The sequence below is a fragment of the Streptomyces bambusae genome, assembly GCF_020532645.1.
In the GTDB taxonomy this organism is placed as follows: Bacteria; Actinomycetota; Actinomycetes; order Streptomycetales; family Streptomycetaceae; genus Streptomyces; species Streptomyces bambusae.
In genome coordinates this window covers 13321-36932 of sequence record NZ_JAJAUZ010000029.1, presented here as the reverse complement: position 1 = coordinate 36932, position 23612 = coordinate 13321, and the positions used below count along the sequence as shown (strand labels likewise).

26 protein-coding genes, 1 tRNA gene and 1 riboswitch are annotated in these 23612 nt (G+C 70.8%); of the genes, 19 read left to right on the top strand and 8 right to left on the bottom strand.

All coding sequences use genetic code 11. The features are described from left to right. Positions 1–574: 574 nt before the first annotated feature. Together LG634_RS20745 and LG634_RS20740 are read right to left on the bottom strand one after the other, a co-directional pair. Positions 575–1180, bottom strand: coding sequence for an isochorismatase family protein (locus tag LG634_RS20745; protein WP_226735402.1), 606 nt, complete (start codon positions 1178–1180; stop codon positions 575–577). Positions 1181–1371: 191 nt separating this feature from the next. Continuing rightward, positions 1372–2700 carry a nicotinate phosphoribosyltransferase gene (locus LG634_RS20740; protein ID WP_226735401.1) on the bottom strand — a complete coding sequence of 443 codons (1329 nt, stop codon included), beginning with the start codon at positions 2698–2700 and terminating at the stop codon, positions 1372–1374. A gap of 89 nt (positions 2701–2789) precedes the next feature. Between LG634_RS20740 and clpS the strand changes: the two genes are divergently transcribed. The 7 genes from clpS (at position 2790) to LG634_RS20710 (ending at position 7564) form a co-directional block, all read left to right on the top strand. Then, entirely contained in the window at positions 2790–3095 is a 306-nt protein-coding gene (gene clpS / locus LG634_RS20735) for an ATP-dependent Clp protease adapter ClpS (protein ID WP_226735400.1), read from the top strand. Beyond that, entirely contained in the window at positions 3095–3694 is a 600-nt protein-coding gene (locus LG634_RS20730; protein ID WP_226735399.1) for a DUF2017 domain-containing protein, read from the top strand. Before clpS ends, LG634_RS20730 begins: the two co-directional genes overlap by 1 nt. A 361-nt stretch (positions 3695–4055) precedes the next feature. Continuing rightward, a complete protein-coding gene (locus LG634_RS20725; protein ID WP_226735398.1) occupies positions 4056–5486 on the top strand; it encodes an amino acid permease in 1431 nt (476 codons plus the stop codon). A gap of 104 nt (positions 5487–5590) precedes the next feature. After that, positions 5591–6013, top strand: a complete 423-nt coding sequence (locus LG634_RS20720; RefSeq protein ID WP_226735397.1) for a M67 family metallopeptidase — start codon at positions 5591–5593, stop codon at positions 6011–6013. 88 nt (positions 6014–6101) lie between these two features. Continuing rightward, positions 6102–6212 carry a putative leader peptide gene (locus LG634_RS38490; RefSeq protein WP_372482467.1) on the top strand — a complete coding sequence of 37 codons (111 nt, stop codon included), beginning with the start codon at positions 6102–6104 and terminating at the stop codon, positions 6210–6212. A 114-nt stretch (positions 6213–6326) separates the two neighbouring features. After that, complete coding sequence (locus tag LG634_RS20715; protein ID WP_226735396.1) at positions 6327–6614, top strand: MoaD/ThiS family protein; 288 nt, start codon at positions 6327–6329, stop codon at positions 6612–6614. After that, positions 6614–7564, top strand: coding sequence for a PLP-dependent cysteine synthase family protein (locus LG634_RS20710; protein ID WP_226735395.1), 951 nt, complete (start codon positions 6614–6616; stop codon positions 7562–7564). Before LG634_RS20715 ends, LG634_RS20710 begins: the two co-directional genes overlap by 1 nt. 113 nt (positions 7565–7677) lie before the next feature. Here the strand turns inward: LG634_RS20710 and LG634_RS20705 are convergent, their stop codons facing one another. Next, a complete protein-coding gene (locus LG634_RS20705) occupies positions 7678–8142 on the bottom strand; it encodes a type II toxin-antitoxin system PemK/MazF family toxin (protein ID WP_226735394.1) in 465 nt (154 codons plus the stop codon). A gap of 215 nt (positions 8143–8357) precedes the next feature. On the opposite strand from LG634_RS20705, the gene LG634_RS20700 reads away from it, so the two are divergent. Beyond that, a complete protein-coding gene (locus tag LG634_RS20700) occupies positions 8358–9110 on the top strand; it encodes an MBL fold metallo-hydrolase (protein WP_226735393.1) in 753 nt (250 codons plus the stop codon). Positions 9111–9214: 104 nt separating this feature from the next. On the opposite strand, the gene LG634_RS20695 is transcribed toward LG634_RS20700, so the two are convergent. Then, on the bottom strand, positions 9215–10489 hold the full coding sequence (locus tag LG634_RS20695; protein ID WP_226735392.1) for a PTS transporter subunit EIIC: 1275 nt from the start codon (positions 10487–10489) through the stop codon (positions 9215–9217). A gap of 351 nt (positions 10490–10840) precedes the next feature. After that, on the bottom strand, positions 10841–12139 hold the full coding sequence (locus LG634_RS20690) for a PTS transporter subunit EIIC (protein ID WP_226735391.1): 1299 nt from the start codon (positions 12137–12139) through the stop codon (positions 10841–10843). A gap of 245 nt (positions 12140–12384) precedes the next feature. Here LG634_RS20690 and LG634_RS20685 point away from each other — a divergent pair, with 245 nt between their 5' ends. The 4 genes from LG634_RS20685 to rdgB all read left to right on the top strand — a co-directional run bounded on the left by LG634_RS20685 (position 12385) and on the right by rdgB (position 14923). After that, entirely contained in the window at positions 12385–12618 is a 234-nt protein-coding gene (locus LG634_RS20685) for a PTS sugar transporter subunit IIB (protein ID WP_226735390.1), read from the top strand. A 465-nt stretch (positions 12619–13083) separates the two neighbouring features. Continuing rightward, positions 13084–13809 carry a ribonuclease PH gene (rph, locus tag LG634_RS20680; RefSeq protein WP_226735389.1) on the top strand — a complete coding sequence of 242 codons (726 nt, stop codon included), beginning with the start codon at positions 13084–13086 and terminating at the stop codon, positions 13807–13809. 117 nt (positions 13810–13926) lie between these two features. Beyond that, positions 13927–14310, top strand: a complete 384-nt coding sequence (locus LG634_RS20675; RefSeq protein WP_226735388.1) for a hypothetical protein — start codon at positions 13927–13929, stop codon at positions 14308–14310. A 10-nt stretch (positions 14311–14320) separates the two neighbouring features. After that, a complete protein-coding gene (rdgB, locus tag LG634_RS20670) occupies positions 14321–14923 on the top strand; it encodes an RdgB/HAM1 family non-canonical purine NTP pyrophosphatase (RefSeq protein WP_226735387.1) in 603 nt (200 codons plus the stop codon). 58 nt (positions 14924–14981) lie between these two features. Here the strand turns inward: rdgB and LG634_RS20665 are convergent. Both LG634_RS20665 and bcp read right to left on the bottom strand, forming a co-directional pair. Continuing rightward, positions 14982–15065 (bottom strand) — tRNA-Leu (locus tag LG634_RS20665). Between the two features lie 147 nt (positions 15066–15212). Then, entirely contained in the window at positions 15213–15680 is a 468-nt protein-coding gene (bcp, locus tag LG634_RS20660) for a thioredoxin-dependent thiol peroxidase (RefSeq protein ID WP_226735386.1), read from the bottom strand. A gap of 111 nt (positions 15681–15791) precedes the next feature. Here bcp and LG634_RS20655 point away from each other — a divergent pair, with 111 nt between their 5' ends. The 3 genes from LG634_RS20655 to LG634_RS20645 all read left to right on the top strand — a co-directional run bounded on the left by LG634_RS20655 (position 15792) and on the right by LG634_RS20645 (position 16979). After that, the gene (locus LG634_RS20655; RefSeq protein ID WP_226735385.1) at positions 15792–16112 is read left to right on the top strand and encodes a DUF3618 domain-containing protein; all 321 of its coding nucleotides are present in this window, start codon (positions 15792–15794) and stop codon (positions 16110–16112) included. 82 nt (positions 16113–16194) lie between these two features. After that, the gene (locus LG634_RS20650) at positions 16195–16497 is read left to right on the top strand and encodes a GroES family chaperonin (protein ID WP_264203395.1); all 303 of its coding nucleotides are present in this window, start codon (positions 16195–16197) and stop codon (positions 16495–16497) included. 59 nt (positions 16498–16556) lie between these two features. Next, a riboswitch (guanidine-III (ykkC-III) riboswitch) is annotated at positions 16557–16627 on the top strand. Between the two features lie 31 nt (positions 16628–16658). Beyond that, positions 16659–16979 carry a DMT family transporter gene (locus LG634_RS20645; RefSeq protein WP_226735383.1) on the top strand — a complete coding sequence of 107 codons (321 nt, stop codon included), beginning with the start codon at positions 16659–16661 and terminating at the stop codon, positions 16977–16979. A gap of 113 nt (positions 16980–17092) precedes the next feature. Here the strand turns inward: LG634_RS20645 and LG634_RS20640 are convergent, their stop codons facing one another. Next, on the bottom strand, positions 17093–19588 hold the full coding sequence (locus tag LG634_RS20640) for a transglycosylase domain-containing protein (protein WP_226735382.1): 2496 nt from the start codon (positions 19586–19588) through the stop codon (positions 17093–17095). Positions 19589–19947: 359 nt separating this feature from the next. Between LG634_RS20640 and LG634_RS20635 the strand changes: the two genes are divergently transcribed. The 4 genes from LG634_RS20635 to LG634_RS20620 all read left to right on the top strand — a co-directional run bounded on the left by LG634_RS20635 (position 19948) and on the right by LG634_RS20620 (position 23504). Continuing rightward, positions 19948–20769 carry an ABC transporter permease gene (locus tag LG634_RS20635; protein ID WP_226735381.1) on the top strand — a complete coding sequence of 274 codons (822 nt, stop codon included), beginning with the start codon at positions 19948–19950 and terminating at the stop codon, positions 20767–20769. Positions 20770–20917: 148 nt separating this feature from the next. Beyond that, positions 20918–21697, top strand: coding sequence for an ABC transporter permease (locus LG634_RS20630; RefSeq protein WP_226735449.1), 780 nt, complete (start codon positions 20918–20920; stop codon positions 21695–21697). A gap of 66 nt (positions 21698–21763) precedes the next feature. Beyond that, on the top strand, positions 21764–22723 hold the full coding sequence (locus tag LG634_RS20625) for an ABC transporter ATP-binding protein (protein WP_226735380.1): 960 nt from the start codon (positions 21764–21766) through the stop codon (positions 22721–22723). Positions 22724–22862: 139 nt separating this feature from the next. Next, complete coding sequence (locus tag LG634_RS20620; RefSeq protein WP_226735379.1) at positions 22863–23504, top strand: DUF1707 SHOCT-like domain-containing protein; 642 nt, start codon at positions 22863–22865, stop codon at positions 23502–23504. The last annotated feature ends 108 nt before the right edge of the window (positions 23505–23612 follow it).

Genomic DNA, 23612 nt, shown 5'->3' with positions numbered 1-23612 from the left:
GCCCGCCGGGCCGCAGCGGAGCCGGACCCCCGAGGCCGCCCGCGGCGGCACCGGACAGCCCTGTGGCCCCGCCGGATCATCCGGCGGCCACAGGGGCGCGGACGCGGGCCCAGGAGCCCACGGGGGAGGGTCAGCTGTACCGCGACCGCTTCCGGACCGTCCAGGCGGCCGCGGCGGTGCTGCCGGCCGCCAGGGCCGGCACCAGCACCAGGGCCAGCGGCTGCGCCCAGCACCGCGAACAGCACGGACACCGCGATCGTCACCAGCAGCTGCCCCACGCCCACCTGCGGGGGCGGCACCAGATCCGGATGGCTCAGGTCCGGAGCCGGCAGCCACACCGCGGAGGCGACCGGCAGCAACATGCTCGTGGCCCTCGTGTTCCCCCCGATTCAGCTGGGTTGGCCAGCTGTTTTCGACACAAGTCTGTGTGTCTTAACCGGGCGGGAGGACCTGTGGGGCAGTCCGGGGAGAGCGGCCCGATCTGCTCCTTTTCGGCCGCTCCCGAGGGCCGGTATCGGGGGCCGGTATCGGAGGGCCGGTTCCGGGGCGGCCGGTACGCGCCGGGCGCGCGGAGTCAGCCGGCGGCAGCGACCACCGGGGTGCCGGAGAGCCGGACCCCGGCCGCCGCCAGCTCCGCGAGGGCGCGCTCCGTGGTGCGGGCGGCCACGCCCGCGGTGAGGTCGAGCAGCACGTGGGTGGCGAAGCCTTCGCGGGCGGCGTCCAGGGCGGTGGCGCGGACGCAGTGGTCGGTGGCGATGCCGACGACGTCCACCTCGGTGACACCGCGCTCGCGCAGCCAGGCGGCGAGGCCGGTGCCGTTCTCGTCGGCGCCCTCGAAGCCGCTGTACGCCGCGGCGTGCGCGCCCTTGTCGAAGACCGCGGCGACGGCGCCGGAGGCGACGGCGGGGGCGAAGTTCGGGTGGAACCCGACGCCCTCGGTGCCCGCGACGCAGTGCACCGGCCAGGAGCTCTCGTAGTCCGGCTGCGCCGGGGGCCGGGCGAAGTGCGGACCCGGGTCGACGTGGTGGTCCCGGGTGGCGACGACGTGCCGGTACGCGGGGGTGGCCTGGCCGATCAGCTCGGTGATGGCGGCGGCGACGTCCGCCCCGCCGGCCACCGCGAGGCTGCCGCCCTCGCAGAAGTCGTTCTGGACGTCTACGACGATCAGTGCGCGGTGCATGTGGTTTGTCCTCGCTGGGTGGTGGTGACGGATGCGGCGGTGTGCGCCTGCCGGTGCCGGGTGGTGCGTTCCCTTCCCTGCGGGGCCTTCCCCAACCCGTCCCTTCCCGAACGGGGGCTCCGCCCCGGAGCCCGCGCCTCAAACGCCGGACGGGCTGGACCTTCCAGCCCGTCCGGGCGGAGCCCCGGGACTCAGGCGTACTCCGTGGGGAGGACCGGCTCGCCGCGGGACAGCTGGGTCGCGGACAGAGGAAGGGCCGCCCGCGCCGCGATGTGCCGCGTCCGGGCCGCTTCCAACGGCTCGCGGGCGATCACCTCACCGGCCTTGACCAGCTCGGTCAGCAGCTGGTGGGGCGCAAGGGCGGCCGGGACCGGCCCGGTCCCGACGACCTCCGCCTCCGCCACCCCCTCCGCATCGGTCCGCCGCGCAGCCCACTTCCGCCCCCCGACGGACGTCTTGCCGCCGGAAGCCCGCTTCGCCACCGGCACCAGCGGCGCCTTCGGATCACCCGACGCCGCCCGCGCCACCAGCTTGTAGACCATCGAGCACGTCGGGTGCCCACTGCCGGTGACCAGCTGCGTGCCCACCCCGTACGCATCCACCGGCGCCGCCGCCAGCGAGGCGATCGCGTACTCGTCCAGGTCGGACGTCACCACGATCCGCGTCCCGGTGGCCCCCAGCTCGTCCAGCTGGGCCCGTACCCGGTGCGCCACGAGCAGCAGGTCCCCGGAGTCGATGCGCACCGCGCCCAGCCCGGTCCCGGCCACCTCCACGGCCGTCCGCACCGCCTCGGCCACGTCGTACGTGTCGACCAGCAGCGTCGTCCCCGACCCCAGCGACGCCACCTGCGCCGTGAACGCGTCCCGCTCCGAGTCGTGCAGCAGCGTGAACGCGTGTGCACTGGTCCCGACCGTCGGGATGCCGTAGCGGAACCCGGCCGCCAGGTCCGACGTGGACGTGAAGCCGCCCACGTACGCGGCCCGCGACGCCGCGACCGCCGCCAGTTCGTGCGTCCGCCGGGCCCCCATCTCGATCAGCGGCCGCTCCCCGGCCGCCGACGCCATCCGGGACGCGGCCGCCGCGATCGCCGAGTCGTGGTTGAGGATCGACAGGATCACCGTCTCCAGCAGCACGCACTCGGCGAAACTGCCCTCGACCCGCAGCAGCGGCGAGCCCGGGAAGTAGACCTCGCCCTCCGGATAGCCCCAGATGTCACCCGAGAAGCGGTACCGCGACAGCCAGTCCAGTGTGCGCTCGTCCACGACCCGCCGCTCCCGCAGGAAGTCCAGCACCGCGGCGTCGAACCGGAAGTTCTCCACCGCGTCCAGGACCCGCCCGACCCCGGCCACCACGCCGTAGCGGCGGCCTTCGGGCAGCCTCCGGGTGAAGACCTCGAAGACCGAGCGGCGGTCGGCCGTGCCGTTGGCCAGCGCGGCCTGCAGCATCGTGAGCTCGTAATGGTCCGTGAACAGCGCCGTCGACGGAACGTCCACCGGCAGCCCGAGATCCGCAGGGTTCATGCCACGGATGCTAGCGCACATCTCGTCAAAGTGACGAGATGTAGGGGGCCGTTTGTGCGACGGGCCCCCCGCGGTGGCAGCATGGGGGCGTGAGTGTTGCTCCCCTTGAGATCGAACGCACCGAACCCTCCGACGAGGCCTTCGCGGTCCCCGAACCCGACGTCCCCTGGGTGACCCTGGTGCACAACGACCCGGTCAACCTCATGAGCTACGTGACGTACGTGTTCCAGGCGTACTTCGGCTACTCCAAGGACAAGGCGCACAAACTGATGCTGGACGTCCACCACAAGGGACGGGCGGTCGTCTCCAGCGGCACCCGCGAGGAGATGGAGCGCGACGTGCAGGCCATGCACGGCTACGGACTGTGGGCGACGCTGTCGCAGGACCGCATCTGATGGGCGGCACGTTCGAAGGCCTCGACGGCGGCGGTGCGGCCGTCGCGCTCGACGAGATCGAGATCTCCATCCTGCGCTCCCTCGCCGTCCAGCTCCTGGAGCTGATCGGGCCCGGCGACGAGCCGGACGCGGACGCCGACCCGCTGGCCGCCCTGTTCGCCGAGGGTCCCACCGAGCCCCCGTCCGACCCCGCGCTGGCCCGCCTCTTCCCCGACGCCTACCGCGGCCCGGGCGCCGAGGAGGCCGGCGACCCGGAGGAGCTGCACGCCCACTCCGCCGAGTTCCGCCGCTTCACCGAGAACGACCTGCGCGCCCGCAAGCGCGACGACGCCCTCGCCGTGGTCCGCAGCCTGGACGCGCTCACCCCGGGCGGCGACGGCGGAGCCGTCCTCAAGCTCACCGGCGAGCAGCCGCTGCGCTGGCTCGGTGCCCTCAACGACCTGCGGCTGACCATCGCGAGCCGGCTGGACATCACCGAGGACGACGAGGCGGGGGAGCTGTTCCGGCTGCCCGACGAGGACCCGCGCAAGCCGATGGTGATGGCCTACCTGTGGCTCGGCGGCCTCCAGGAGACCCTCGTGGAGACCCTGCTCCCGTGAGGCCCGCCTGACGGTTCCCGCCGGCGCCGGCGGGTTCCCGACACGACCTGGCCGATCTTGTTCGCTCAGCGGACGCTCAAATCCGGATAACAATCAGATCACCCCAGTGGGGTATTTTGTCGATCAACGGGGCACATGCCCCGTTTTTCGTGTGCCCCGGGCCACAAACGGGTCCGGCGTATCCACATAAGTCCGTGATAAATCTTCCGAACCGCCCACGGACACCACCCTTGTCCCCGGGCGGCGCTTCAACCGGCCGACCGCCGGCGTGCAACTCCATCCGTATCCGGGGGGATCGAGGAACCCGGCCCGCAGCCTCTTCCAGCAGGCGCGGGCCGGCGTGGAGAAAGGCGCACCACACATGACCTCAATGCAGGTCGAGAACCAGGGCCGGGACACCGCGGGCGAAGAGGCCGCGGGCGAGGGCTACCACCGGGCGCTCGGCGCCCGCCAGATCCAGATGATCGCGATCGGCGGAGCCATCGGCACCGGCCTCTTCCTCGGCGCGGGCAAGGCCATCAGCAAGGCCGGCCCCAGCCTGATCCTGGCGTACGCCATCGCGGGTCTGGTCATCTTCTTCATCATGCGGGCCCTGGGCGAACTGCTCATGTACCGGCCGGTGTCGGGCTCCTTCTCGGAGTACGCCCGCGAATTCGTCGGCCCCTTCTGGGGATTCGTCACCGGCTGGACGTACTGGCTGTTCTGGGTGGTCACCGGCATCACCGAAGTCACCGCGGCCGCACAGTACATGGCCTACTGGACCCACGACAGCATCCCGCAGTGGGCCTACGCGCTGATCTTCACCGTCATCCTGTATGGCGCGAACCTCATCTCCGTGAAGCTCTTCGGCGAGCTGGAGTTCTGGTTCTCGATGGTCAAGGTCACCGCCATCGTCGGCATGATCCTGATCTGCGCCGGCATCCTCACCATCGGCTTCTCGGACGCCGCGGAGACCGCCTCCGTCGCCAACCTGTGGAGCGAGGGCGGCTTCTTCCCCAAGGGCCTCGGCGGCACGCTGATGACCCTGCAGATCGTGATGTTCGCCTTCCTCGCCGTCGAACTCGTCGGCGTCACCGCCGGTGAGTCCAAGGACCCCGAGAAGACCCTTCCCAAGGCCATCAACACCGTGCCCTGGCGGATCGCCGTCTTCTACGTCGGCGCGCTCATCATGATCCTGTCGGTGGTCCCGTGGACCGAATTCCAGCCCGGCGTCAGCCCGTTCGTCGCGGCCTTCGAGAAGATGGGCCTCGGCATCGGCGCCGCCATCGTCAACTTCGTCGTCCTCACCGCGGCCCTGTCCTCCTGCAACTCGGGCATGTACTCCACCGGCCGCATGCTGCGCGACCTCGCGCTCAACGGCCAGGGCCCGAAGCTCTTCACCCGCCTCACGAAGAACGGCACCCCGCTGGTCGGCACCACGTTCTCCGCCGCCCTCATGCTCGTCGGCGTCTGGATCAACTACGTGGCCCCCGGCAAGGCCTTCGACTACGTCGTCTCCTTCGCCACCATCTCCGGCATGTGGGCCTGGATCATGATCCTGGTCTGCCACGTCCGCTACCGCGCCAAGTCCGACCGCGGCGAACTCCCGGCCTCCTCGTTCCGCGCCCCCGGCGCCCCGTGGACCAGCTGGTTCGCCCTCGCCTTCATCGGCATGGTCATCGTCATGATGGGCGCGGACCAGGACGCCCGGGTCTCGCTGTACTGCGCTCCGCTGTGGGGCCTGCTCCTCGGCGTCGCCTACCTCGTCCTGAAGAGCCGCAACCCGGAGAACGCCGCGTTCGCCAAGCGGTGACGCATCCCGCCCACGGGTGGCCCACGAGCGGCCCGTGTCCAGCATGCGGGCCCTCCCGTACCAGACCTCGGTACGGGAGGGCCCGTCTGCTTATCCTGTCGCTCATGCTGACCCTCACCCAGGCCCTGTACGACCAGATCGTCGCGCACGCCCGCGAGGACCACCCCGACGAGGCCTGCGGCATCGTCGCCGGGCCGGCCGGCACCGGTCGCCCGGAGCGGTTCATCCCGATGCTCAACGCCGCGCGCTCGCCCACGTTCTACGAGTTCGACTCCAAGGACCTCCTCAAGCTGTACCGCGAGATGGACGCCCGCGACGAGGAACCCGTGATCGTCTACCACTCGCACACCGCGACCGAGGCCTACCCCTCGCGCACCGACGTCACGTACGCGAACGAGCCCGGCGCCCACTACGTGCTCGTCTCCACCGCCGACAAGGACGGCCTCGGGGACTTCCAGTTCCGCTCGTACCGGATCGTCGACGGAGTGATCACCGAGGAAGAAGTGCAGGTCGTAGCCGCCTACTGAGGCCGCGCCGCCCACGATGTGAGCCGCATCTGTCCGATATGCGAGATCACACTCCATCCGGCGGACCGGGAATCGTTACGATGCCCGCATGGTTTCCCACGACGTGAGCATCGAGACGCCGCGCAGCCCTGCGCTCGTGGCGCGGCTGCACGTCGACCTGTGCCGCCTCGCCAGCGCCATCTGTTGCGCTGCCGCCTGAGCAGAGCCCCCGGAACCACCGGAAGCACCACCGGAGCACCACCCCCTGTCGCGCGGGGGGCCACAGCCGCGCGCCCCACACGCCCCACGCCCGTCCCGACGACTGGAGCCCGCCATGGCCATCGAGGTCAGCATCCCGACCATCCTCCGCACCTACACCGACGGCGCCAAGGCCGTCACCGGTGAGGGCACCACCCTCGGCGAGCTCTTCCAGGACCTGGAGACCCGCCACACCGGCATCCGCGAGCGCATCGTGGACGAGTCCAAGGGCGGCGAACTCCGCCGCTTCGTGAACGTCTACCTCAACGACGAGGACGTCCGCTTCCTCGACGGCATCACCACCAAGCTGACCGACGGCGACAACGTCACCATCCTCCCGGCCGTGGCCGGCGGCTCGAAGTAATGCGGTACGACTCCCCGCTGGCGGCGGTCGGCAACACCCCGCTGGTCCGGCTCCCGCGCCTGTCCCCCTCGGAGGACGTGCGGATCTGGGCCAAGCTGGAGGACCGCAACCCGACCGGCTCGATCAAGGACCGCCCGGCGCTCCACATGATCGAACAGGCCGAGAAGGCCGGCCGCCTCCAGCCCGGCTGCACCATCCTGGAGCCCACCTCCGGGAACACCGGCATCTCCCTCGCCATGGCCGCGAAGCTCAAGGGCTACCGGATCGTGTGCGTCATGCCGGAGAACACTTCGCAGGAGCGGCGCGACCTGCTGGCCATGTGGGGAGCCGAGATCATCTCGTCGCCGGCCGCCGGCGGCTCGAACACCGCCGTGCGCGTGGCCAAGGAGCTCGCCGCCGAGCACCCCGACTGGATCATGCTGTACCAGTACGGCAACCCGGACAACGCCGGTGCGCACTACGCCACCACCGGCCCGGAGATCCTCGCGGACCTGCCCTCCATCACCCACTTCGTGGCGGGCCTCGGCACCACCGGCACCCTCATGGGCGTCGGCCGCTACCTCCGCGAGCACGTTCCCGGCGTGAAGATCGTCGCCGCCGAGCCGCGCTACGACGACCTCGTCTACGGCCTGCGCAACCTCGACGAGGGCTTCGTCCCCGAGCTGTACGACGCCTCCGTGCTCACCACCCGCTTCTCGGTGGGCTCCGCCGACGCGGTCACCCGCACCCGCGAACTCCTCCGGCAGGAAGGAATCTTCGCGGGCGTCTCCACCGGCGCCGCCCTGCACGCCGCCATCGGCGTGGGCCGCAAGGCCGTCGCCGCCGGCGAGAGCGCCGACATCGTCTTCGTCGTCGCCGACGGCGGCTGGAAGTACCTCTCCACCGGTGTCTACACCGCGGCCACCACCGAAGAGGCCATCGAGGTCCTCCAGGGCCAGCTCTGGGCCTGACCCCCTGGGCACAGCCACCCGCACCACCCGCACCACCCCGGCACCCCGACGGCCGGCGGGCACCCGCCCCGCCGGCCGTCCGTGCGTCCGGCCCGGGACCGCCGTCCCCGCCCTCACCCCGCCAGGTGCCGCACCTGGTCCCACACCACCGGGTCCACCACCCCCACCCGCCGCCGGAACTCCCACACCGGGACCTCCCGCAGCTCGTCCGTCTCCAGGAAGCTCGGACGCCCGTGCGCATCGCCCACCACCCCGGGCGGCAACGGGATCACCCCGGGACGCTCGTCGTGGTACTTGCTCGTGATCTTCACGACCCGCACCCGCTCGTGCCCGTGCAGCATCCCCAGCACCAGGCACGGCCGGTCCTTCGCCCCCGGCCCGTCCTCGTAGGGCACCTCCGCCCACCAGATCTCGCCCGGCAGCGGCCGCGGCAGCGGGCCCGCACCCGGCGGCGGGCGTACCTCCGCGGCCCTGACCGCACGCCGCGCCGGCGCGCCCGGACCGCGGCGCCCCGCCACCAGCGCCACCACGGCCAGCGCCACGAGCGCGGCCAGCGCGGGCCACCAGGACGTGTCCATGGCTCGACGGTAACCGGGCATCCGCCACCCGGCACGGCAACCCCTGTGCGGACCGTCGCCCCCTGGGGTGACTGCGCAGGTGAGTTCCCCCACAACGGCCTGCCGCGGAGGAGCGACCGCCGCTTTCGCGCCTTACGCTCGACTCCACGCACGGCCCCCCACGCCCACACGCACGGCCCACGCCGCCCGTAACCGCCCACGGAGGTTCCTGCTCCATGAAGCTCACCGTCGTCGGCTGCTCGGGTTCGTTCCCGTCCGCGGAATCGGCCTGCTCCAGCTACCTCGTAGAGGCCGACGGCTTCCGGCTGCTCCTCGACATGGGCAACGGCGCCCTCGGCGAGCTGCAGCGCCACTGCGGCCTGTACGACCTCGACGCCATCTTCCTGAGCCACCTGCACGCGGACCACTGCATCGACATGTGCGCGTACTTCGTCGCCCGCTACTACCGCCACGAAGGCGGCCGCTGCGGCACGATCCCCGTCTACGGCCCCGAGGGCACCGAGCAGCGCCTGACCACCGCGTACGAGGACGTCCCCGACGAGCGCTCGATGAGCGAGGTCTTCGAGTTCCGCACCCTCAAGTCCGGCAGCTTCGAGATCGGCCCCTTCCAGGTGCGCACCGAGCGGGTCTCGCACCCGGTCGAGGCGTACGGCATCCGGGTGGAGCACGGCGGCCGTTCGCTGGCCTACTCGGGTGACACCGGCACCTGCGGTGCGCTGAACACCCTCGCCGAGGGCGTCGACCTGTTCCTGTGCGAGGCCTCCTTCACCCACGGCAAGGAGGACATCCCGGACCTCCACCTCAACGGCCGCGAGGCCGGCGAGTGCGCGCGCGACGCGGGCGCCGGCCGCCTGGTCCTCACCCACATCCCGCCGTGGACCGACCCCGCGCAGAACCTGGCCGACGCCCGCGCGGTCTACGCGGGTCCGGTGGAGCTGGCCCGCTCCGGAGCGGTGTACGAGATCTGAGCCGGCCCGGTACGCCGTCCGGGCCCGGTACGCCGAAGCCCCCGCACTCCGTACGGAATGCGGGGGCTTCGTGCTGTCGTGTCGTGCCGTGCTGGGGCGGGGCCTTACTTGGCCTCGGCCTTCTCCATCTCGGCGAGCTCCTCGTCGGACTCGCGGCCCGGCGTCGGCAGGTTGAACTTGGTGATCGCGAAGCGGAAGACCACGTAGTAGATCACCGCGAAGACCAGGCCGATCGGGATGATCAGCCATGGCTTCGTGGACTTGCTCCAGCTCAGGCCGAGGTCGATCAGACCGGCCGAGAAGGTGAAGCCGCCGTGGACGCCCAGGGCCCAGGTGACGGCCATGGAGACCGCGGTGAGCACGGCGTGGATCGCGTACAGCAGCGGCGCGATGAACATGAACGAGAACTCGATGGGCTCGGTGACACCCGTGACGAACGAGGTGAGGGCGAGCGAGACCATCATGCCGGTGACGGCCTTGCGGCGCTCCGGACGGGCCGAGTGCGCGATGGCGAGGGCGGCGGCCGGCAGGCCGAACATCATGATCGGGTAGAAGCCGGTCATGAAGAGGCCGGCGCTGGAGTCACCCGCGAAGAAGCGGTTCAGGTCGCCGTGGACGACCTCGCCGGCGGCGTTGGTGAAGTCGCCGATCTGGAACCAGGCCACCGTGTTGACGAACTGGTGCATGCCGATCGGGATCAGACCGCGGTTGATGACGCCGAAGAGACCCGCACCCGCGGCGCCCAGGCCGGTCATCCACTCGCCGAAGTTGGAGATGACCTCGCCGATCGGCTCCCAGACCAGACCGAAGAACACGCCCACCAGCACGCCGACGAAGGCCATGATGATCGGGACCAGGCGGCGGCCGTTGAAGAAGCCGAGCCAGTCCACCAGCTTGGTGCGGTGGAACTTCTGCCACAGCACGGCCGCGAGCAGACCCATCACGATGCCGCCGAGGACACCGGGGTTGTTGTACGTCGCCGCGACGTCGACGCCCTTGTTCGCGGTGGTGTTGACGACGGCCTCGGTCACCGGGAACGCGGTCAGCACGTTCTTGTAGACGAGGAAGCCGACGAGGGCCGCGAGCGCGGTGGAGCCGTCCGACTTCTTGGCGAAGCCGATGGCCACGCCGATGCAGAAGAGCAGGGGGAGGTTGGCGAAGACGGCGTCACCGGCGGTGGCGAACACCGAGGCGACCTTGTCCCAGCCGAGGCCGTCCTTGCCGAAGACGTCCGGCTGGCCGAGGCGCAGCAGGATGCCCGCCGCCGGGAGGACGGCGATGGGCAGCTGGAGGCTGCGGCCGACCTTCTGCAGACCCTGGATGAGGCCGGAGCCCCGCTTCTTGGCGGGAGGCGCCTTGGCGGCGGTAGCCGTAGTCATGTCTTCCTCCGGGGAGCGAGGCGCCGCCAGAGGACACGAAGGGGGACGGCGACGGCTCGATAAAGGGGGTACACGGGCCCCTGAAGCGGGGTGCGTGGTCTACACCAATGGGTGGTGTAGACCAGTTGTAACACGGTGAGCGTTAGATAAGGAACCTTCGTTTTCCTGTGGTCTACACCACACTCCGATCCTCGGGCCGAAAGGCCCGCACCCCCGGCCGCACCGCGCCCCGGGGCACTTCACCGCAGACAAGCGGAATCCCGGCCACGGCATGCCGAAAGCCCCCGGACCGGAGATCCGAGGGCCTTCGTGGAACAGGACCGAAGCCCTGCGGCAATCAGCGACCGGGCGTCACTTGACGTTCTCCCGCTCCATCTCGTCGATCTCCTCGTCCGACTCCCGGCCCGGCGTCTTCAGGTCGAACTTCAGGATCGCGAAACGGAAGATCGCGTAATAGACCACCGCGAAGCACAGGCCGATCGGAATGATCAGCCACGGCTTCGTCGCCAGACTCCAGTTGATGACGTAGTCGATCAGGCCCGCCGAGAAGCTGAACCCGTCCTTCACCCCGAGCGCCCAGGTCACCGCCATCGACACACCCGTCAGCACCGCGTGCACCGCGTACAGCGCCGGCGCGATGAACAGGAACGAGTACTCGATCGGCTCCGTGATGCCCGTGACGAACGAGGTCAGCGCCACCGACAGCATCAGGCCGCCGACCTCCTTGCGGCGCCGCGGCTTCGCGCAGTGCGTGATCGCCAGCGCCGCCGCCGGCAGCGCGAACATCATGATCGGGAAGAAGCCCGACATGAACTGACCGGCCTCCGGGTCCCCGTTCAGGAACATCGCGATGTCGCCGTGGACCACCTGTCCGTCGGGCTTCGTGTAGCTGCCGAACTGGAACCACACCGGCACGTTCAGGAACTGGTGCAGGCCGATCACCAGCAGCGCCCGGTTCGCCAGGCCGAAGATGCCTGCGCCCCACGCGCCCAGGCCCACCAGCCAGTCCGAGAAGCTCTCCAGCCCGTCGCCGATCGGCGGCCAGACGCCCAGGCACAGCACGGCGAAGACGATCGCCACGAACGACATGATGATCGGCACCAGCCGGCGCCCGTTGAAGAAGCCCAGCCAGTCCACCAGCTTCACCCGGTGGTACCGCTGCCAGAACCAGGCCGACAGCAGCCCCATCACGATGCCGCCGAACACCCCCGGATTCTGGAACGTGTACTCCGCGAAGCTGTCCCCGGAGCCGAGGCAGCCGCCCCCGATGTCCTTCGTGCCCGACGGGCACGGGTCCGGGAACGCGCGCAGCACGGCCCGGTAGACCAGGAAGCCGACCACTGCGGCCAGGGCGGTCGACCCGTCCGCCTTCTTCGCCATGCCGATGGCAACGCCGATGCAGAAGAGGAGCGGCAGGCCGAGGTCGGCATTGAGCAGGCTGCCGCCCGCGGCCGCCATGACCTTCGCGACGTTCACCCAGTTCAGGCCGTCCGCGCCGAACACGTCCGGCTGGCCGAGCCGGTTCAGGATGCCGGCGGCCGGGAGCACCGCGATCGGCAGCTGGAGGCTCCGGCCCATCTTCTGGAGCCCCTGGAACAGCCCGTTCCACCATCTCGGCTGCGGTGTCGCGGCCGCGCTGCTCGCGCTCATCGGCGTCCTCCCTGACGGGCCGTTTTGGCGGTTGCCGCACAGTGGTGTAGACCAGTTCTCGTGCGGTCGCAGAGGACCGGCCCGCAGGGGCAGGCTGCTGCTGATCGTCATCATTCGGCAGATGCCGGACCCGCGCTCGCGTAGATGGGCCAACCGTGCGTTACCGTGACAAAGCGGACTGCGGGGATGATCCACTGCACGGACCGTCGAGACTCGTTCCTTGAAGACACAGGGAGAACAGACACATGGCCACCAAGGCTGAGAAGATCGTCGCCGGGCTCGGCGGTATCGACAACATCGAAGAGGTCGAGGGCTGCATCACCCGCCTCCGCACCGAGGTCTCCGACCCCTCCCTCGTCGACGAGACGGCCCTCAAGGCCGCCGGCGCCCACGGCGTCGTCAAGATGGGCACCGCCATCCAGGTCGTCATCGGCACCGACGCCGACCCCATCGCCGCCGAAATCGAAGACATGATGTAACCCCCGAACCAGGCGGCGCACCAGGCGGCGCGCCCCCTCCACAGACCCCGCCCCGGAAACCCCGAGGCGGGGTCTGTGCGTTCGGACGCCGCCCTGTCCCGGCCCCCGCCCCGTCCCGCCCCCCGCCCTCTCCGGCCCCTGCCCCCGCCCCCCGCCCCACCCCGCCCCGGGCCGCCTCCCACCCGCCCCGGACCGGCACATCCAGCCACCCGCGGGCAAAGTCCGGCCGGGGGCAATCCAGCCCGTCCAGGGGGCACCTCCCAGCCCCCTGGGGCTGGGAGAGCTTGAGGACCGGGGTCCGGGGCGGAGCCCCGAAATCAAGCCCCGCCGGCGATTGAGGCGCGGGGTCCGGGGCGGAGCCCCGATCTTTGAGCCACGCCGGCGTTTGAGGCGCAGGGCCGACGGGGCGGAGCCCCGACACCGGCCCCGGCAGGACCCACCCCGCCAAACGACTAGGCTCGCACCATGTCTCGCATCGACGGCCGCACCCCCGACCAGCTCCGCCCCGTCACCATCGAACGCGGATGGAGCAAGCACGCAGAGGGCTCCGTCCTCATCTCCTTCGGCGACACCAAAGTCTTCTGCACCGCCTCCTTCACCGAAGGCGTCCCCCGCTGGCGCAAGGGCAGCGGCGAAGGCTGGGTCACCTCCGAGTACTCGATGCTGCCCCGCTCCACCAACACCCGCGGCGACCGCGAATCCGTCCGCGGCAAGATCGGCGGCCGCACCCACGAGATCTCCCGCCTCATCGGCCGTTCCCTCCGCGCCGTCATCGACTACAAGGCCCTCGGCGAGAACACCGTCGTCCTCGACTGCGACGTCCTCCAGGCCGACGGCGGCACCCGCACCGCCGCCATCACCGGTGCCTACGTCGCCCTCGCCGACGCCATCGCCTGGGGACAGCAGAAGAAGCTGATCAAGGCCGGCCGCAAGCCCCTCACCGGCACCGTCGCCGCCGTCTCCGTCGGCATCGTCGACGGCGTCCCGCTCCTCGACCTCTGCTACGAGGAAGACGTCCGCGCCGAAACCGACATGAACGTCGTCTGCACCGGCGACGGCCGCTTCGTCGAAGTCCAGGGCACCGCCGAAGGCGAACCCTTCGACCGCAAGGAACTCAACGCCCTCCTCGACCTCGCCGCCGGCGGCTGCGCCGACCTCGAAGCGATCCAGCGGCGCGCACTGGAGATCTGAGACGACCGCCACCCCGGGAACCCGGGGCCACCACCCAGGCGTCATGCTGAGTACGGGCGCACGGTTCGAAGCCGTGCGCCCGTCCGCACATCCGAATCCCTGGGGGGAAACCGCCACATGGCCATGCACCGCCGTACCGCCGCTCTCGCCGTCACCGCCCTGCTCGCCCTGCCGGCCGTGACCGCATGCTCCGCCCTCGACACCGCACTGGACTGCGCCAACACGGCCGTCGCCGTCAGCGAGGCAGCCAACGACCTCCAGCAGGCGATCTCCAACGCCGGCGAGAACCCCCAGGACGCCCAGAAGGCCCTCGACGAGATCGAGCAGGCCCTCAAGGACATCGGCGACAAGAGCGACAACGCCGACATCGAGAAGGCCGTCAACGACATCAGCACCGGCGTCGCCAACGCCCGCAAGGCCATCAACGACGGCAACGCCAACCCCGACCTCTCCGGTATCACCGACGGGGTCAACGAACTGAGCAAGGTCTGCACCCCGTGATAATCGGGGCATGACCCGCCTCATCCTCGCCACCCGCAACGCGGGCAAGATCACCGAGCTCCGCGCCATCCTGTCCGACGCCGGCCTGCCCCACGAGCTGGTCGGCTCGGACGCCTACCCGGAGATCCCGGACGTCAAGGAGACCGGCACCACCTTCGCCGAGAACGCGCTCCTCAAGGCCCACGCCCTCGCACAGGCCACCGGACTCCCGGCCGTCGCCGACGACTCCGGCCTGTGCGTGGACGTCCTCGGCGGCGCCCCGGGCATCTTCTCCGCCCGCTGGGCCGGCCGGCACGGCGACGACGAGGCCAACCTCCGGCTGCTGCTCGCCCAGCTCTCCGACATCGACGACCCGCACCGCGGCGCGCACTTCGCCTGCGCGGCCGCCCTCGCCCTCCCGGACGGCACCGAACGCGTCGTCGAAGGCCGCCTCCTCGGCCGCCTCCGCCACACCCCCTCCGGCACCGGCGGCTTCGGCTACGACCCGATCCTCCAGCCGGCCGCCGACACCCGCACCTGCGCCGAACTGACCCCGGCGGAAAAGAACGCCATCTCCCACCGCGGCCAGGCCTTCCGCGCCCTGGTCCCGGTCGTCCGGGAACTGCTGGGCTGACGTGTCGCGGAACACCGCAGGCCCTGTAAGCGCTGCTTACAGGGCCTGCGGCATTCCGTGCGGTTGGGGGGACTCGAACCCCCACGGGTTTTACCCCACTGGGACCTAAACCCAGCGTGACTGCCAATTCCACCACAACCGCGACATTTGACCCAATCCGGACATTGCCTCGGTCTGGGCGCGCTCAGTCTACGGTGCGGAGGCGTGGGAGGCGACGGGCTCGGGGCGGTGCCTGTTGCTCCACGTGTCCGTCAGGCGGTGGCAGTTGGGGCGCGCGTGGCGCGGAGGGTCAGATGCCCAGGTCCTTGATGATCTTGGCTACGTGGCCCGTGGCCTTGACGTTGTAGAGGGCGCGTTCGACGTTGCCCTCTTCGTCGACGATGACCGTGGAGCGGATGACGCCCGTCACCGTCTTGCCGTACAGCTTCTTCTCTCCGTACGCGCCGTACGCCTCCAGGACCTGCTTCTCCGGGTCGCTGACCAGCGTGACCTTCAGGTCTTCCTTCTCGCGGAACTTCGCCAGCTTCTCCGGCTTGTCCGGCGAGATGCCGATGACGTCGTACCCGGCGGTCGCCAGCAGGGTGAGGTTGTCCGTGAAGTCGCACGCCTGCTTGGTGCAGCCGGGCGTCATCGCGGTCGGGTAGAAGTACACGATGACCTTGCGGCCCTTGTGGTCGGCGAGCGAAACCTCGTTGCCGTCCGCGTCGGGCAGGGTGAAGGCGGGCGCCGGGTCGCCGGGCTGGAGTCGCTCGCTCATGTCTCACAGTCTCCTTAGCAAGGGGTGCAGTACCTGCAGTACCTCACGAGCGTAAGCTGACAGACTGACCACGTCGGACTACGCCCACACATCACCCACGGAGGCAGCGCGGTGCCGGAAGTCAGGACCCCTGCGCAGATCGAGGCGGACATCGTCCGCCGGCGTGACCAGCTCGCGGAGACGCTGGACGAGATCGGCGTCCGGATGCACCCCAGCACGATCATCGGGGACGCGAAGGCCCGGGTGGCGTCGACCATCGACGAGAAGGCCGGCCGGGTGATCGTCGCCGTCAACCGCACCGTCACCGACCTCAAGGCCGGCTTCCGCCGCGAGGACGGCGCCCCCGACGTCGAGCGGATCCTGCCCGTCGCCATGCTGGCGGTCGGCGTCGTCGGCCTGCTCGCCCTCTCGGTGCGGCGCAAGCGCGCATGACCCTCGGGCGTACGGCGGGCGCCGGGCCGGGTAGGTTTTCCGCGTGAGCCAGAATTCCACCCACGACAAGCTGCCCATCCGGATGCTGCACGACCGCGTGCTGGTCCGGTCCGACTCTCCCGAGGGGGAGCGCCGCTCAGGCGGCGGCATCCTCATCCCGGCGACCGCCGCCGTCGGCAAGCGGCTGGCCTGGGCCGAGGTGGTCGCGGTCGGTCAGAACGTCCGGACCGTGGAGCCCGGCGACCGGGTGCTGTACGACCCCGAGGACCGCGCCGAGGTCGAGGTGCGGGGCGTGGCGTACGTGCTGATGCGCGAGCGGGACCTGCACGCGGTGGCCGCGGAGCGGCTGGAGGGGTCGGAGGACTCCACCGGGCTGTACCTGTAGGCGCCCCGGATCCCACGCAGAGCGGCCGGGGGCCGGTGACACGCGTCACCGGCCCCCAGGCCGCTCTTTGCTACGGTGGGGAGGAACCCCGACGAGACGCGCCGTACCGGGCTGGACAAGACGACGCACCCCCGTTCGCTCTCGTCCCGGAGGTGCCTGTCATGGCCTGGGTCCTGCTCCTCGTCGCCGGTCTGCTCGAAGTCGGCTGGTCGATCGGCATGAAGTACACCGAAGGCTTCACCCGTCTGTGGCCCAGCGTGTTCACCGGCGCGGGCATCGTCGCCAGCATGGTGCTGCTCTCCTACGCCGCGAAGACGCTGCCGATCGGTACCGCGTACGGCGTGTGGGTGGGCATCGGTGCGGCCGGTGCGGCGGTGCTGGGCATGGTGGTGCTGGGTGAGCCGGTGACCGCGGCCCGGATCTTCTTCATCTGTCTGCTGCTGGTGGCCGTGGTCGGTCTGAAGGCGACGTCGGGGCACTGACGCGAGCCGTCTGACGTCTGATGTCAGACGCGAGCGCCCCCCGAGCGTGCTGCTCGGGGGGCGCTTCGTGCGTGGTGCGGGCGGGGCCGGCCGTCAGGGCCCGGGGCCGACCGTCAGGGCCCGGGTTCGGTGCCGCCGGTGGCCGCGCCGCCGTTGGTCGTGGTGGTGCCGCCGCCGGTCGTGTTGGTCCCGCCGGTGTTGGTCCCGCCGCCCGTGGTGCCGCCGGTGGTGCCGCCCCCGGTGGTGTTCCCTCCGGTCGTGCCGCCGCCCGTGGTGGTGCCCCCGCCGGTGGTGTTGCCGCCGCCGGTGGTGCTGCCGGTGGTGCCGCCTCCGGTGGTGTTCCCGCCGCCCGTGGTGCCGCCTCCGGTCGTGTTCCCGCCGGTGGTGCCGCCCCCGGTGGTGTTCCCGCCGGTGGTGTTGCCGCCGTCGGTCCTGCCGCCGTTGTCGTTGCCCTCGGTGCGGCCGCCGTTGTCGGTCCCGCCGTCGGTTTCCGGGTCCTGGGTGCGCGGGGTGTCGACCGGCGGCGGCTGGTAGGTGCCGGGCATGGTCTCCAGGTCGAACTCGACCGGGTCGCTGCCCTTCAGCGCCGCCTTGGTGTACGCGGCCCAGATGCGGCCGGGGTAGCCGCCGCCGTTGATGCGGCTCTCGCCGAGCGCGCCGTACAGCTCCTCGTGGGTGCCGGTGTCCGGGTCCTGGCCCATGATCGAGACGACCGTGGCCAGGTCCGGGGTGTACGCGGCGAACAGCGCGGACTTGTCCTTCTCACCGGTGCCGGTCTTGCCGGCCGCGGGGTGGTCGGAGGCCAGCGCCGCCCGGGCGGTGCCGCTCTCGACCGTGCTGACCAGCAGCGACGTGGTGCTGTCGGCGGCCTCGCGGCTGATCGCCCGGCTCGACTTGCGTGCGGGCAGCGGGACCGGGTCGCCCCGCTTGGAGATCTTCTCGACGAGCGTGTGCGGGATGTACTCGCCGTGCGCGGCGAGGGTCGCGTACGCCTGGGTCATGTCCAGGACGCTGGCGGTGGCGGTGCCGAGCGCCATGGCGGGGCCGGTGCCGAGGTTGGGCGTGTCCTTGGGGATGCCCATGGCGAACGCCGTCTCGCGGATCTTGTCGGAGCCGACGTCGACGGCCATCTGCGCGTACACCGAGTTGACGGAGGATTCGGTGGCCCGGCGGACGGTGATGTTGCCGTAGTCGACCTGGTCCTCGTTCTCGGGGGCGTAGTAGCCGCCGTCCCAGCCGGTGACGGGGCGCTTGTTGGAGCCGTCGTAGACGGTGTTGGGGGCGATGACCCGGCCGTCCTGGGTGTGCGAGGTGTTCTGGACGGCGGCGGCGAAGACCAGCGGCTTGAAGGTGGAGCCGACCTGGTAGTCGCGGCGGGTGGCGTTGTTGACGTACTGCTTGGTGTAGTCGATGCCGCCGTAGAGGGCGACGACCTTGCCGGTGGCGGGGTCGATGGACGCGCCGCCGACGCGGACCACGCGGTCCTTCTTGTTCTGCTTCGGGTCGAGCTCGTCCATCACCTCCTCCTTCACCGCGTCGACGAAGTCCTTCTGGCGCTTGCGGTCGATCGTCGTGGTGATCTTGTACCCGCCGGCCGCGAGGGTCTTCTCGTCGATGATCTTGTTGCTGATGATGTAGTCCTTGACGGCCTCGACCAGGTAGCCGCGCTGCCCGGACATGCCGGCCGCGACCCGGAGCTTGCCGGGCTCGGGGAACTTCATCCCCGCGCGCTCGGCCGGGTCCAGCCACTTCTGCTTGACCATGCCGTCGAGGACGTAGTTCCAGCGGGCCACCGCGCGGCCGCGGTTCTGCGGGTGCGCGACGACGTCGAAGGCGCTGGGGGAGTTCAGGAGGGTGGCCAGGTAGGCACCCTCGGCGGTGGTCAGCTTGCTGACGTCCTTGCCGTAGTACGCCTGCGCGGCGGCCTGGATGCCGTACGCGTTGCGGCCGAAGAAGCTGGTGTTGAGGTAGCCCTCGAGGATGTCCTCCTTGGACTCCTCGCGACCCAGCTTGATCGCGATGAAGAACTCCTTCACCTTGCGCTCGACCGTCTGCTCCTGGCCCAGGTAGTAGTTCTTCACGTACTGCTGGGTGATCGTGGAGCCGGACTGCTTGCCCTTGCCGGTCGCGGTGTTGAAGGCGGCGCGGATCATGGCCTTCGGGTCGACCGCGCGCTCCTTGTAGAAGTCGCGGTCCTCGGCGGCCAGCGCGGCCTCCTGGACGCTCTTGGGCACCTGGGCGAGCGGCACGCTGACCCGGTTGACCTCGCCGTCGCGCGCCAGCTGGGTGCCGTCGGAGTACAGGTACACGTTGCTCTGGGCGGTGGCGGCCTGGTTGGCCGCCGGGATCTCGACCACGTTGTAGCCGGCGACGAAGGCGCCGACGACGGCGAGGACGCACAGGACGAAGAAGCCCAGGACCATGCGCCAGGTCGGGAAGATCCTGAGCCAGCCCTTCTGCTTCCGCTTCTGCTTCCGCAGGGCCTTCTTCTCCTGCCGGGTCGGCTTCTTCTTCGTGCCGTCCGGCGCGCTCTCGTGGTGGACCGTCGAGGCTGCGGGCTGGTCCGGATCCCGTGGGGTCCAGCCCTGCTGCGGTGACTCGTCGCTCATGTCTCCAGGGACTCCTCGGCCGGCCGTGTTCTCCATCGCGTGGGGCGATATTTGCTGATCTGTACCCAGTGGAACACCGTATCGCGCCACTCCGGCCGTTATCGGTCGCGCAGGTCCCCCCGCCGCACTAGGCTTGATCGCTTGGCCTCGGGTGCCCGGCGGCCGGTCGACGGGCAACACGACCGGTCGACGGGTTCCGGGCCCCGGAGGTCCCTCGCGGCGGTCTTCCGCGAGCGACGGCTTTCGGGCGGCACGGGTTCAGACGGACGACCCCGGGAATTGGTTGCCCAGTTGACGGTCGAAACGGCGTATCGTCGCCGATTCGTGATCATGTTCTTGATCATGTGAGGGGTGGGCGGGTGGCGGGCGGCGACGCCGTACGGCTGTACGCGGCAGTGGCCGCCGGAGGCTTCCGGCGGTACGCGACCTACGGCACCGCGACGGCCGCGGGTGTGTTCACCAACACAGTCTTCGGCTTCATCGTCGCCTACACCTACATCGCCCTCTGGGACGAGCGCCCCCACCTCGGCGGCTACGACCAGGCGCAGGCCCTCACCTTCGTGTGGATCAGCCAGTCCCTGCTCGCCGCCGGCGCGCTGATCGGCGGCGGCTTCCAGGAGGAGATGCAGGAACGGATCCGGACCGGCGACATCGCCGTCGACCTCTACCGGCCCGCCGACCTCCAGCTCTGGTGGCTCGCCGCCGACCTCGGCCGGGCCGCGTTCCAGCTGCTCGCCCGCGGCGTGCCGCCGACCATCGCCGGCGCGCTCTGGTTCGACCTCGCGCTGCCCGCCGACCCCCTGCGCTGGGTGCTCTTCCTCGTGTCGGTCTGGCTCGGCCTCGTCGTCGGCTTCGCCCTGCGGTACCTCGTCGGGCTGTGCGCGTTCTGGCTGCTCGACGGGTCCGGCGTGAACATGATGTCGCTGCTCGTGTCGATGTTCTGCTCCGGCGTGCTGCTCCCGCTGAACGTGTTCCCGGGGGCGTTCGGAGAGGTCGTACGGATGCTGCCGTGGTCCTCGATGCTCCAGGTGCCGATCGACGTGCTGCTCGGGGAGGGCTCGGGCGCCGGGGGCGCGGGGGCCGCCCTGGCCTTCCAGGCCGCGTGGGCCGTGCTGCTGCTGGCAGCCGGGCGGGTGCTGCAGGCGGCCGCTACGCGGAAGGTGGTGGTGCAGGGTGGGTGAGCGCGCTGGTGGGGAGCTCGGCCTTGAGGGGCCGGGGTCCGGTGGGGGGCTTGGCTTTGAGGGGCCGGGGTCCGGTGGGGGGCGCGGTTCCGGGACGGGTGCGCGTCCGTCGTGGGCGACGAGGGGGCGGGACGGCGTCCGCGGGTACCTGCTCGTCGTGGGGATGTGGGTGCGGTCCACGCTCGCGTACCGTGCGTCCTTCGCGCTCGCGCTGGTGGGGAGCGCGCTGACCAGCGCGCTCGACTTCGTCGGCATCTACATCATGTTCACGCACATCGACGCGCTCGGCGGGTTCTCGCTCCCCGAAGTCGCTCTGCTGTACGGCACCGCCGGCGCCGCCCTCGGGCTGGCCGACCTGCTCCTCGGCAACACCGACCGGGTCGGCGCCCGGATCCGCGACGGCTCCCTCGACACCATGCTCGTACGGCCCGTACCCGTCTTCGCGCAGGTCGCCGCCGACCGGTTCGCGCTCCGCCGGCTCGGGCGGGTGCTCCAGGGGGCGGCCGTCACCGCCTGGGGCGCGGCCCACGTGGACGTGGCGTGGACGGCCGACAAGGTCCTGCTGCTGCCGCTCACGGTGCTCGCCGGCACGGCCATCTTCGCCGCCGTGTTCCTGGCCGGTGCCGCCTTCCAGTTCGTCGCAGGAGACGCGGCGGAAGTGCAGAACTCGTTCACGTACGGCGGGGCCACCATGCTCCAGTACCCGCCGAGCGTGTTCGGGCGCGAGATGGTGCGCGGGGTGGTGTTCGTGGTGCCGCTCGCGTTCGTCAACTGGCTGCCCGCGCTGTACCTGCTCGGGCGGCCGCAGCCGTTCGGGCTGCCCTGGTGGACCGCGTTCCTGAGCCCGTTCGTCGCGCTGCTCGTGCTGGCCCCGGCGGCCGTCGCGTGGCGGGCCGGGCTCCGCTCGTACCGCAGTACCGGAAGCTGAGTCCGTGGACGTGGACGTGGACGTGTACGTCGACGTGAACGTCGGCACGGGGACAGGAGGTTGGGGATGGAGGCGCTGATCCGGCTGGACGGCGTGGAGAAGGTCTTCGACGTGCGCAAGCGGACCGGGCTGCTGCGCCGAGAACGGCGGCAGGTCCGTGCCGTCGACGGGATCAGCTTCGAGGTGCCGCGCGGCGAGATGGTCGGTTACATCGGGCCCAACGGCGCCGGCAAGTCCACCACCATCAAGATGCTCACCGGGATCCTCACCCCCAGCGGCGGTCGGGTCCGCGTCGCCGGCATCGACCCGGCACGCGAGCGGACCCGGCTGGCGCACCGGATCGGCGTGGTCTTCGGCCAGCGCACCACCCTGTGGTGGGACCTGCCGCTGAAGGACTCGTACGCACTGATGCGGCGCATGTACCGGATTCCGCAGGCGCGGTACGCGGCCAACCTGGAGCGGTGCGTCGAACTGCTGGAGCTGGAGAAACTCCTCGACGTGCCGGTACGGCAGCTGTCCCTCGGCCAGCGGATGCGCGGGGACATCGCGGCGGCCCTGCTGCACGACCCGGAGGTGCTGTACCTCGACGAGCCGACGATCGGGCTCGACGTGGTGAGCAAGGCGAAAGTGCGGGCGTTCCTGCGGGACATGAACGCCGAAAGCGGCACCACCGTCCTGCTGACCACCCACGACCTCCAGGACATCGAGCAGCTCTGCGAACGCGTGATGGTCATCGACCACGGCCGCCTCGTGTACGACGGCCCCCTGTCCGGCCTCCACTCCGCGGGCGGAAGCGAACGCACCCTGGTGGTCGACCTGGAACGCGGACTCCCCCCGCTGGACGTCCCCGGCGCCCGCGTGGTCAAGGTGGAGGGCCCGAGACAATGGCTCGCCTTCCCGGCCGAGTCCTCGGCCGCGCCGCTGGTCGCGGCGGTGGCCGCGAAGTACCCGCTGCTGGACCTGTCGGTCCGCGAGCCGGACATCGAGGACGTGATCGCGCGGATGTACGCGGGTGGTGGTGGGTGAGGCTGCCGTCGGGCTCCGGTGGCGGAGGGGGCAAACTCCAGCCCCGCCGGCGAATGAGGCGCGGGGTCCGGGGCGGAGCCCCGAAACGGGACCCCGCAATCCCTGCGGGCCCGGGCAGAGCCCGGCATAGGCTGAGCCCATGACCGACGACCTGCCCCAACTACGGGCATCGGACGCCGACCGAGAACACGTGGTGGAGCGCTTGCGCGAAGCCGTCGCCGAAGGTCGGCTCGACATGGACGAGTTCGAGGAGCGGATGACCGCCGCGTACGCGTCCCGTACGTACGCGGACCTGGAGCCCCTCACCCGAGACCTCCCCGGCGAACGCCCAGGCCCGGTATCCCTGGTCAAAACCCCCGGTACCGACCGCCCGTCGGAGAACTGGCCCGCCCGCATCGGCGGCCAGGCCGGTTCGTCCCTCGCCGTGGCCGTCATGGGCGGCTTTGAACGCAAGGGCGCCTGGACCGTACCCGCCCGCCTGAACGCCGTCGCCTTCTGGGGCGGCGGCACCCTCGACCTCCGCGAAGCCCACTTCGAGACCCGCGAGGTCGTCATCAACTGCGTCGCCATCATGGGCGGCGTCGAAATCGTCGTCCCACCCGGGGTGGACGTCCAGATCCGCGGCATCGGGATCATGGGCGGCTTCGGCGAATACGGCTCCGCCCCGACCCCCGACCTGCCGGTGGACCCCAGAGCACCAAGGGTCGTGGTGACGGGATTCGCCTTCTGGGGCGGGGTGGACGTGAAGCGGAAGGGGAGGAAGGGGGGTAAGGGGGAGTAGGGCGCGCTGTGAAGCGGGGGTGGGGGGTGTTGCGTGGGGGCGTTGCGCTTGCGCGGGGTTGTGGGGGGCTCCGGGGGGAGGGACGGGTCGGGTGCCCACCCGGGGGAC

Coding starts and splice junctions, on each gene's coding strand:
- LG634_RS20685 (WP_226735390.1), top strand. CDS start 12,385: ATGGCCACCAAGGCTGAGAAGATCGTCGCCGGGCTCGGCGGTATCGAC.
- LG634_RS20715 (WP_226735396.1), top strand. CDS start 6,327: ATGGCCATCGAGGTCAGCATCCCGACCATCCTCCGCACCTACACCGAC.
- LG634_RS20695 (WP_226735392.1), bottom strand. CDS start 10,489: ATGACTACGGCTACCGCCGCCAAGGCGCCTCCCGCCAAGAAGCGGGGC.
- LG634_RS20720 (WP_226735397.1), top strand. CDS start 5,591: ATGCTGACCCTCACCCAGGCCCTGTACGACCAGATCGTCGCGCACGCC.
- LG634_RS20625 (WP_226735380.1), top strand. CDS start 21,764: ATGGAGGCGCTGATCCGGCTGGACGGCGTGGAGAAGGTCTTCGACGTG.
- LG634_RS20650 (WP_264203395.1), top strand. CDS start 16,195: ATGCTGCACGACCGCGTGCTGGTCCGGTCCGACTCTCCCGAGGGGGAG.
- rph (WP_226735389.1), top strand. CDS start 13,084: ATGTCTCGCATCGACGGCCGCACCCCCGACCAGCTCCGCCCCGTCACC.
- LG634_RS20725 (WP_226735398.1), top strand. CDS start 4,056: ATGACCTCAATGCAGGTCGAGAACCAGGGCCGGGACACCGCGGGCGAA.
- LG634_RS20620 (WP_226735379.1), top strand. CDS start 22,863: ATGACCGACGACCTGCCCCAACTACGGGCATCGGACGCCGACCGAGAA.
- LG634_RS20705 (WP_226735394.1), bottom strand. CDS start 8,142: ATGGACACGTCCTGGTGGCCCGCGCTGGCCGCGCTCGTGGCGCTGGCC.
- LG634_RS38490 (WP_372482467.1), top strand. CDS start 6,102: ATGGTTTCCCACGACGTGAGCATCGAGACGCCGCGCAGCCCTGCGCTC.
- LG634_RS20745 (WP_226735402.1), bottom strand. CDS start 1,180: ATGCACCGCGCACTGATCGTCGTAGACGTCCAGAACGACTTCTGCGAG.
- rdgB (WP_226735387.1), top strand. CDS start 14,321: ATGACCCGCCTCATCCTCGCCACCCGCAACGCGGGCAAGATCACCGAG.
- LG634_RS20645 (WP_226735383.1), top strand. CDS start 16,659: ATGGCCTGGGTCCTGCTCCTCGTCGCCGGTCTGCTCGAAGTCGGCTGG.
- LG634_RS20675 (WP_226735388.1), top strand. CDS start 13,927: ATGGCCATGCACCGCCGTACCGCCGCTCTCGCCGTCACCGCCCTGCTC.
- LG634_RS20640 (WP_226735382.1), bottom strand. CDS start 19,588: ATGAGCGACGAGTCACCGCAGCAGGGCTGGACCCCACGGGATCCGGAC.
- LG634_RS20730 (WP_226735399.1), top strand. CDS start 3,095: ATGGGCGGCACGTTCGAAGGCCTCGACGGCGGCGGTGCGGCCGTCGCG.
- LG634_RS20710 (WP_226735395.1), top strand. CDS start 6,614: ATGCGGTACGACTCCCCGCTGGCGGCGGTCGGCAACACCCCGCTGGTC.
- LG634_RS20690 (WP_226735391.1), bottom strand. CDS start 12,139: ATGAGCGCGAGCAGCGCGGCCGCGACACCGCAGCCGAGATGGTGGAAC.
- LG634_RS20740 (WP_226735401.1), bottom strand. CDS start 2,700: ATGAACCCTGCGGATCTCGGGCTGCCGGTGGACGTTCCGTCGACGGCG.
- LG634_RS20700 (WP_226735393.1), top strand. CDS start 8,358: ATGAAGCTCACCGTCGTCGGCTGCTCGGGTTCGTTCCCGTCCGCGGAA.
- bcp (WP_226735386.1), bottom strand. CDS start 15,680: ATGAGCGAGCGACTCCAGCCCGGCGACCCGGCGCCCGCCTTCACCCTG.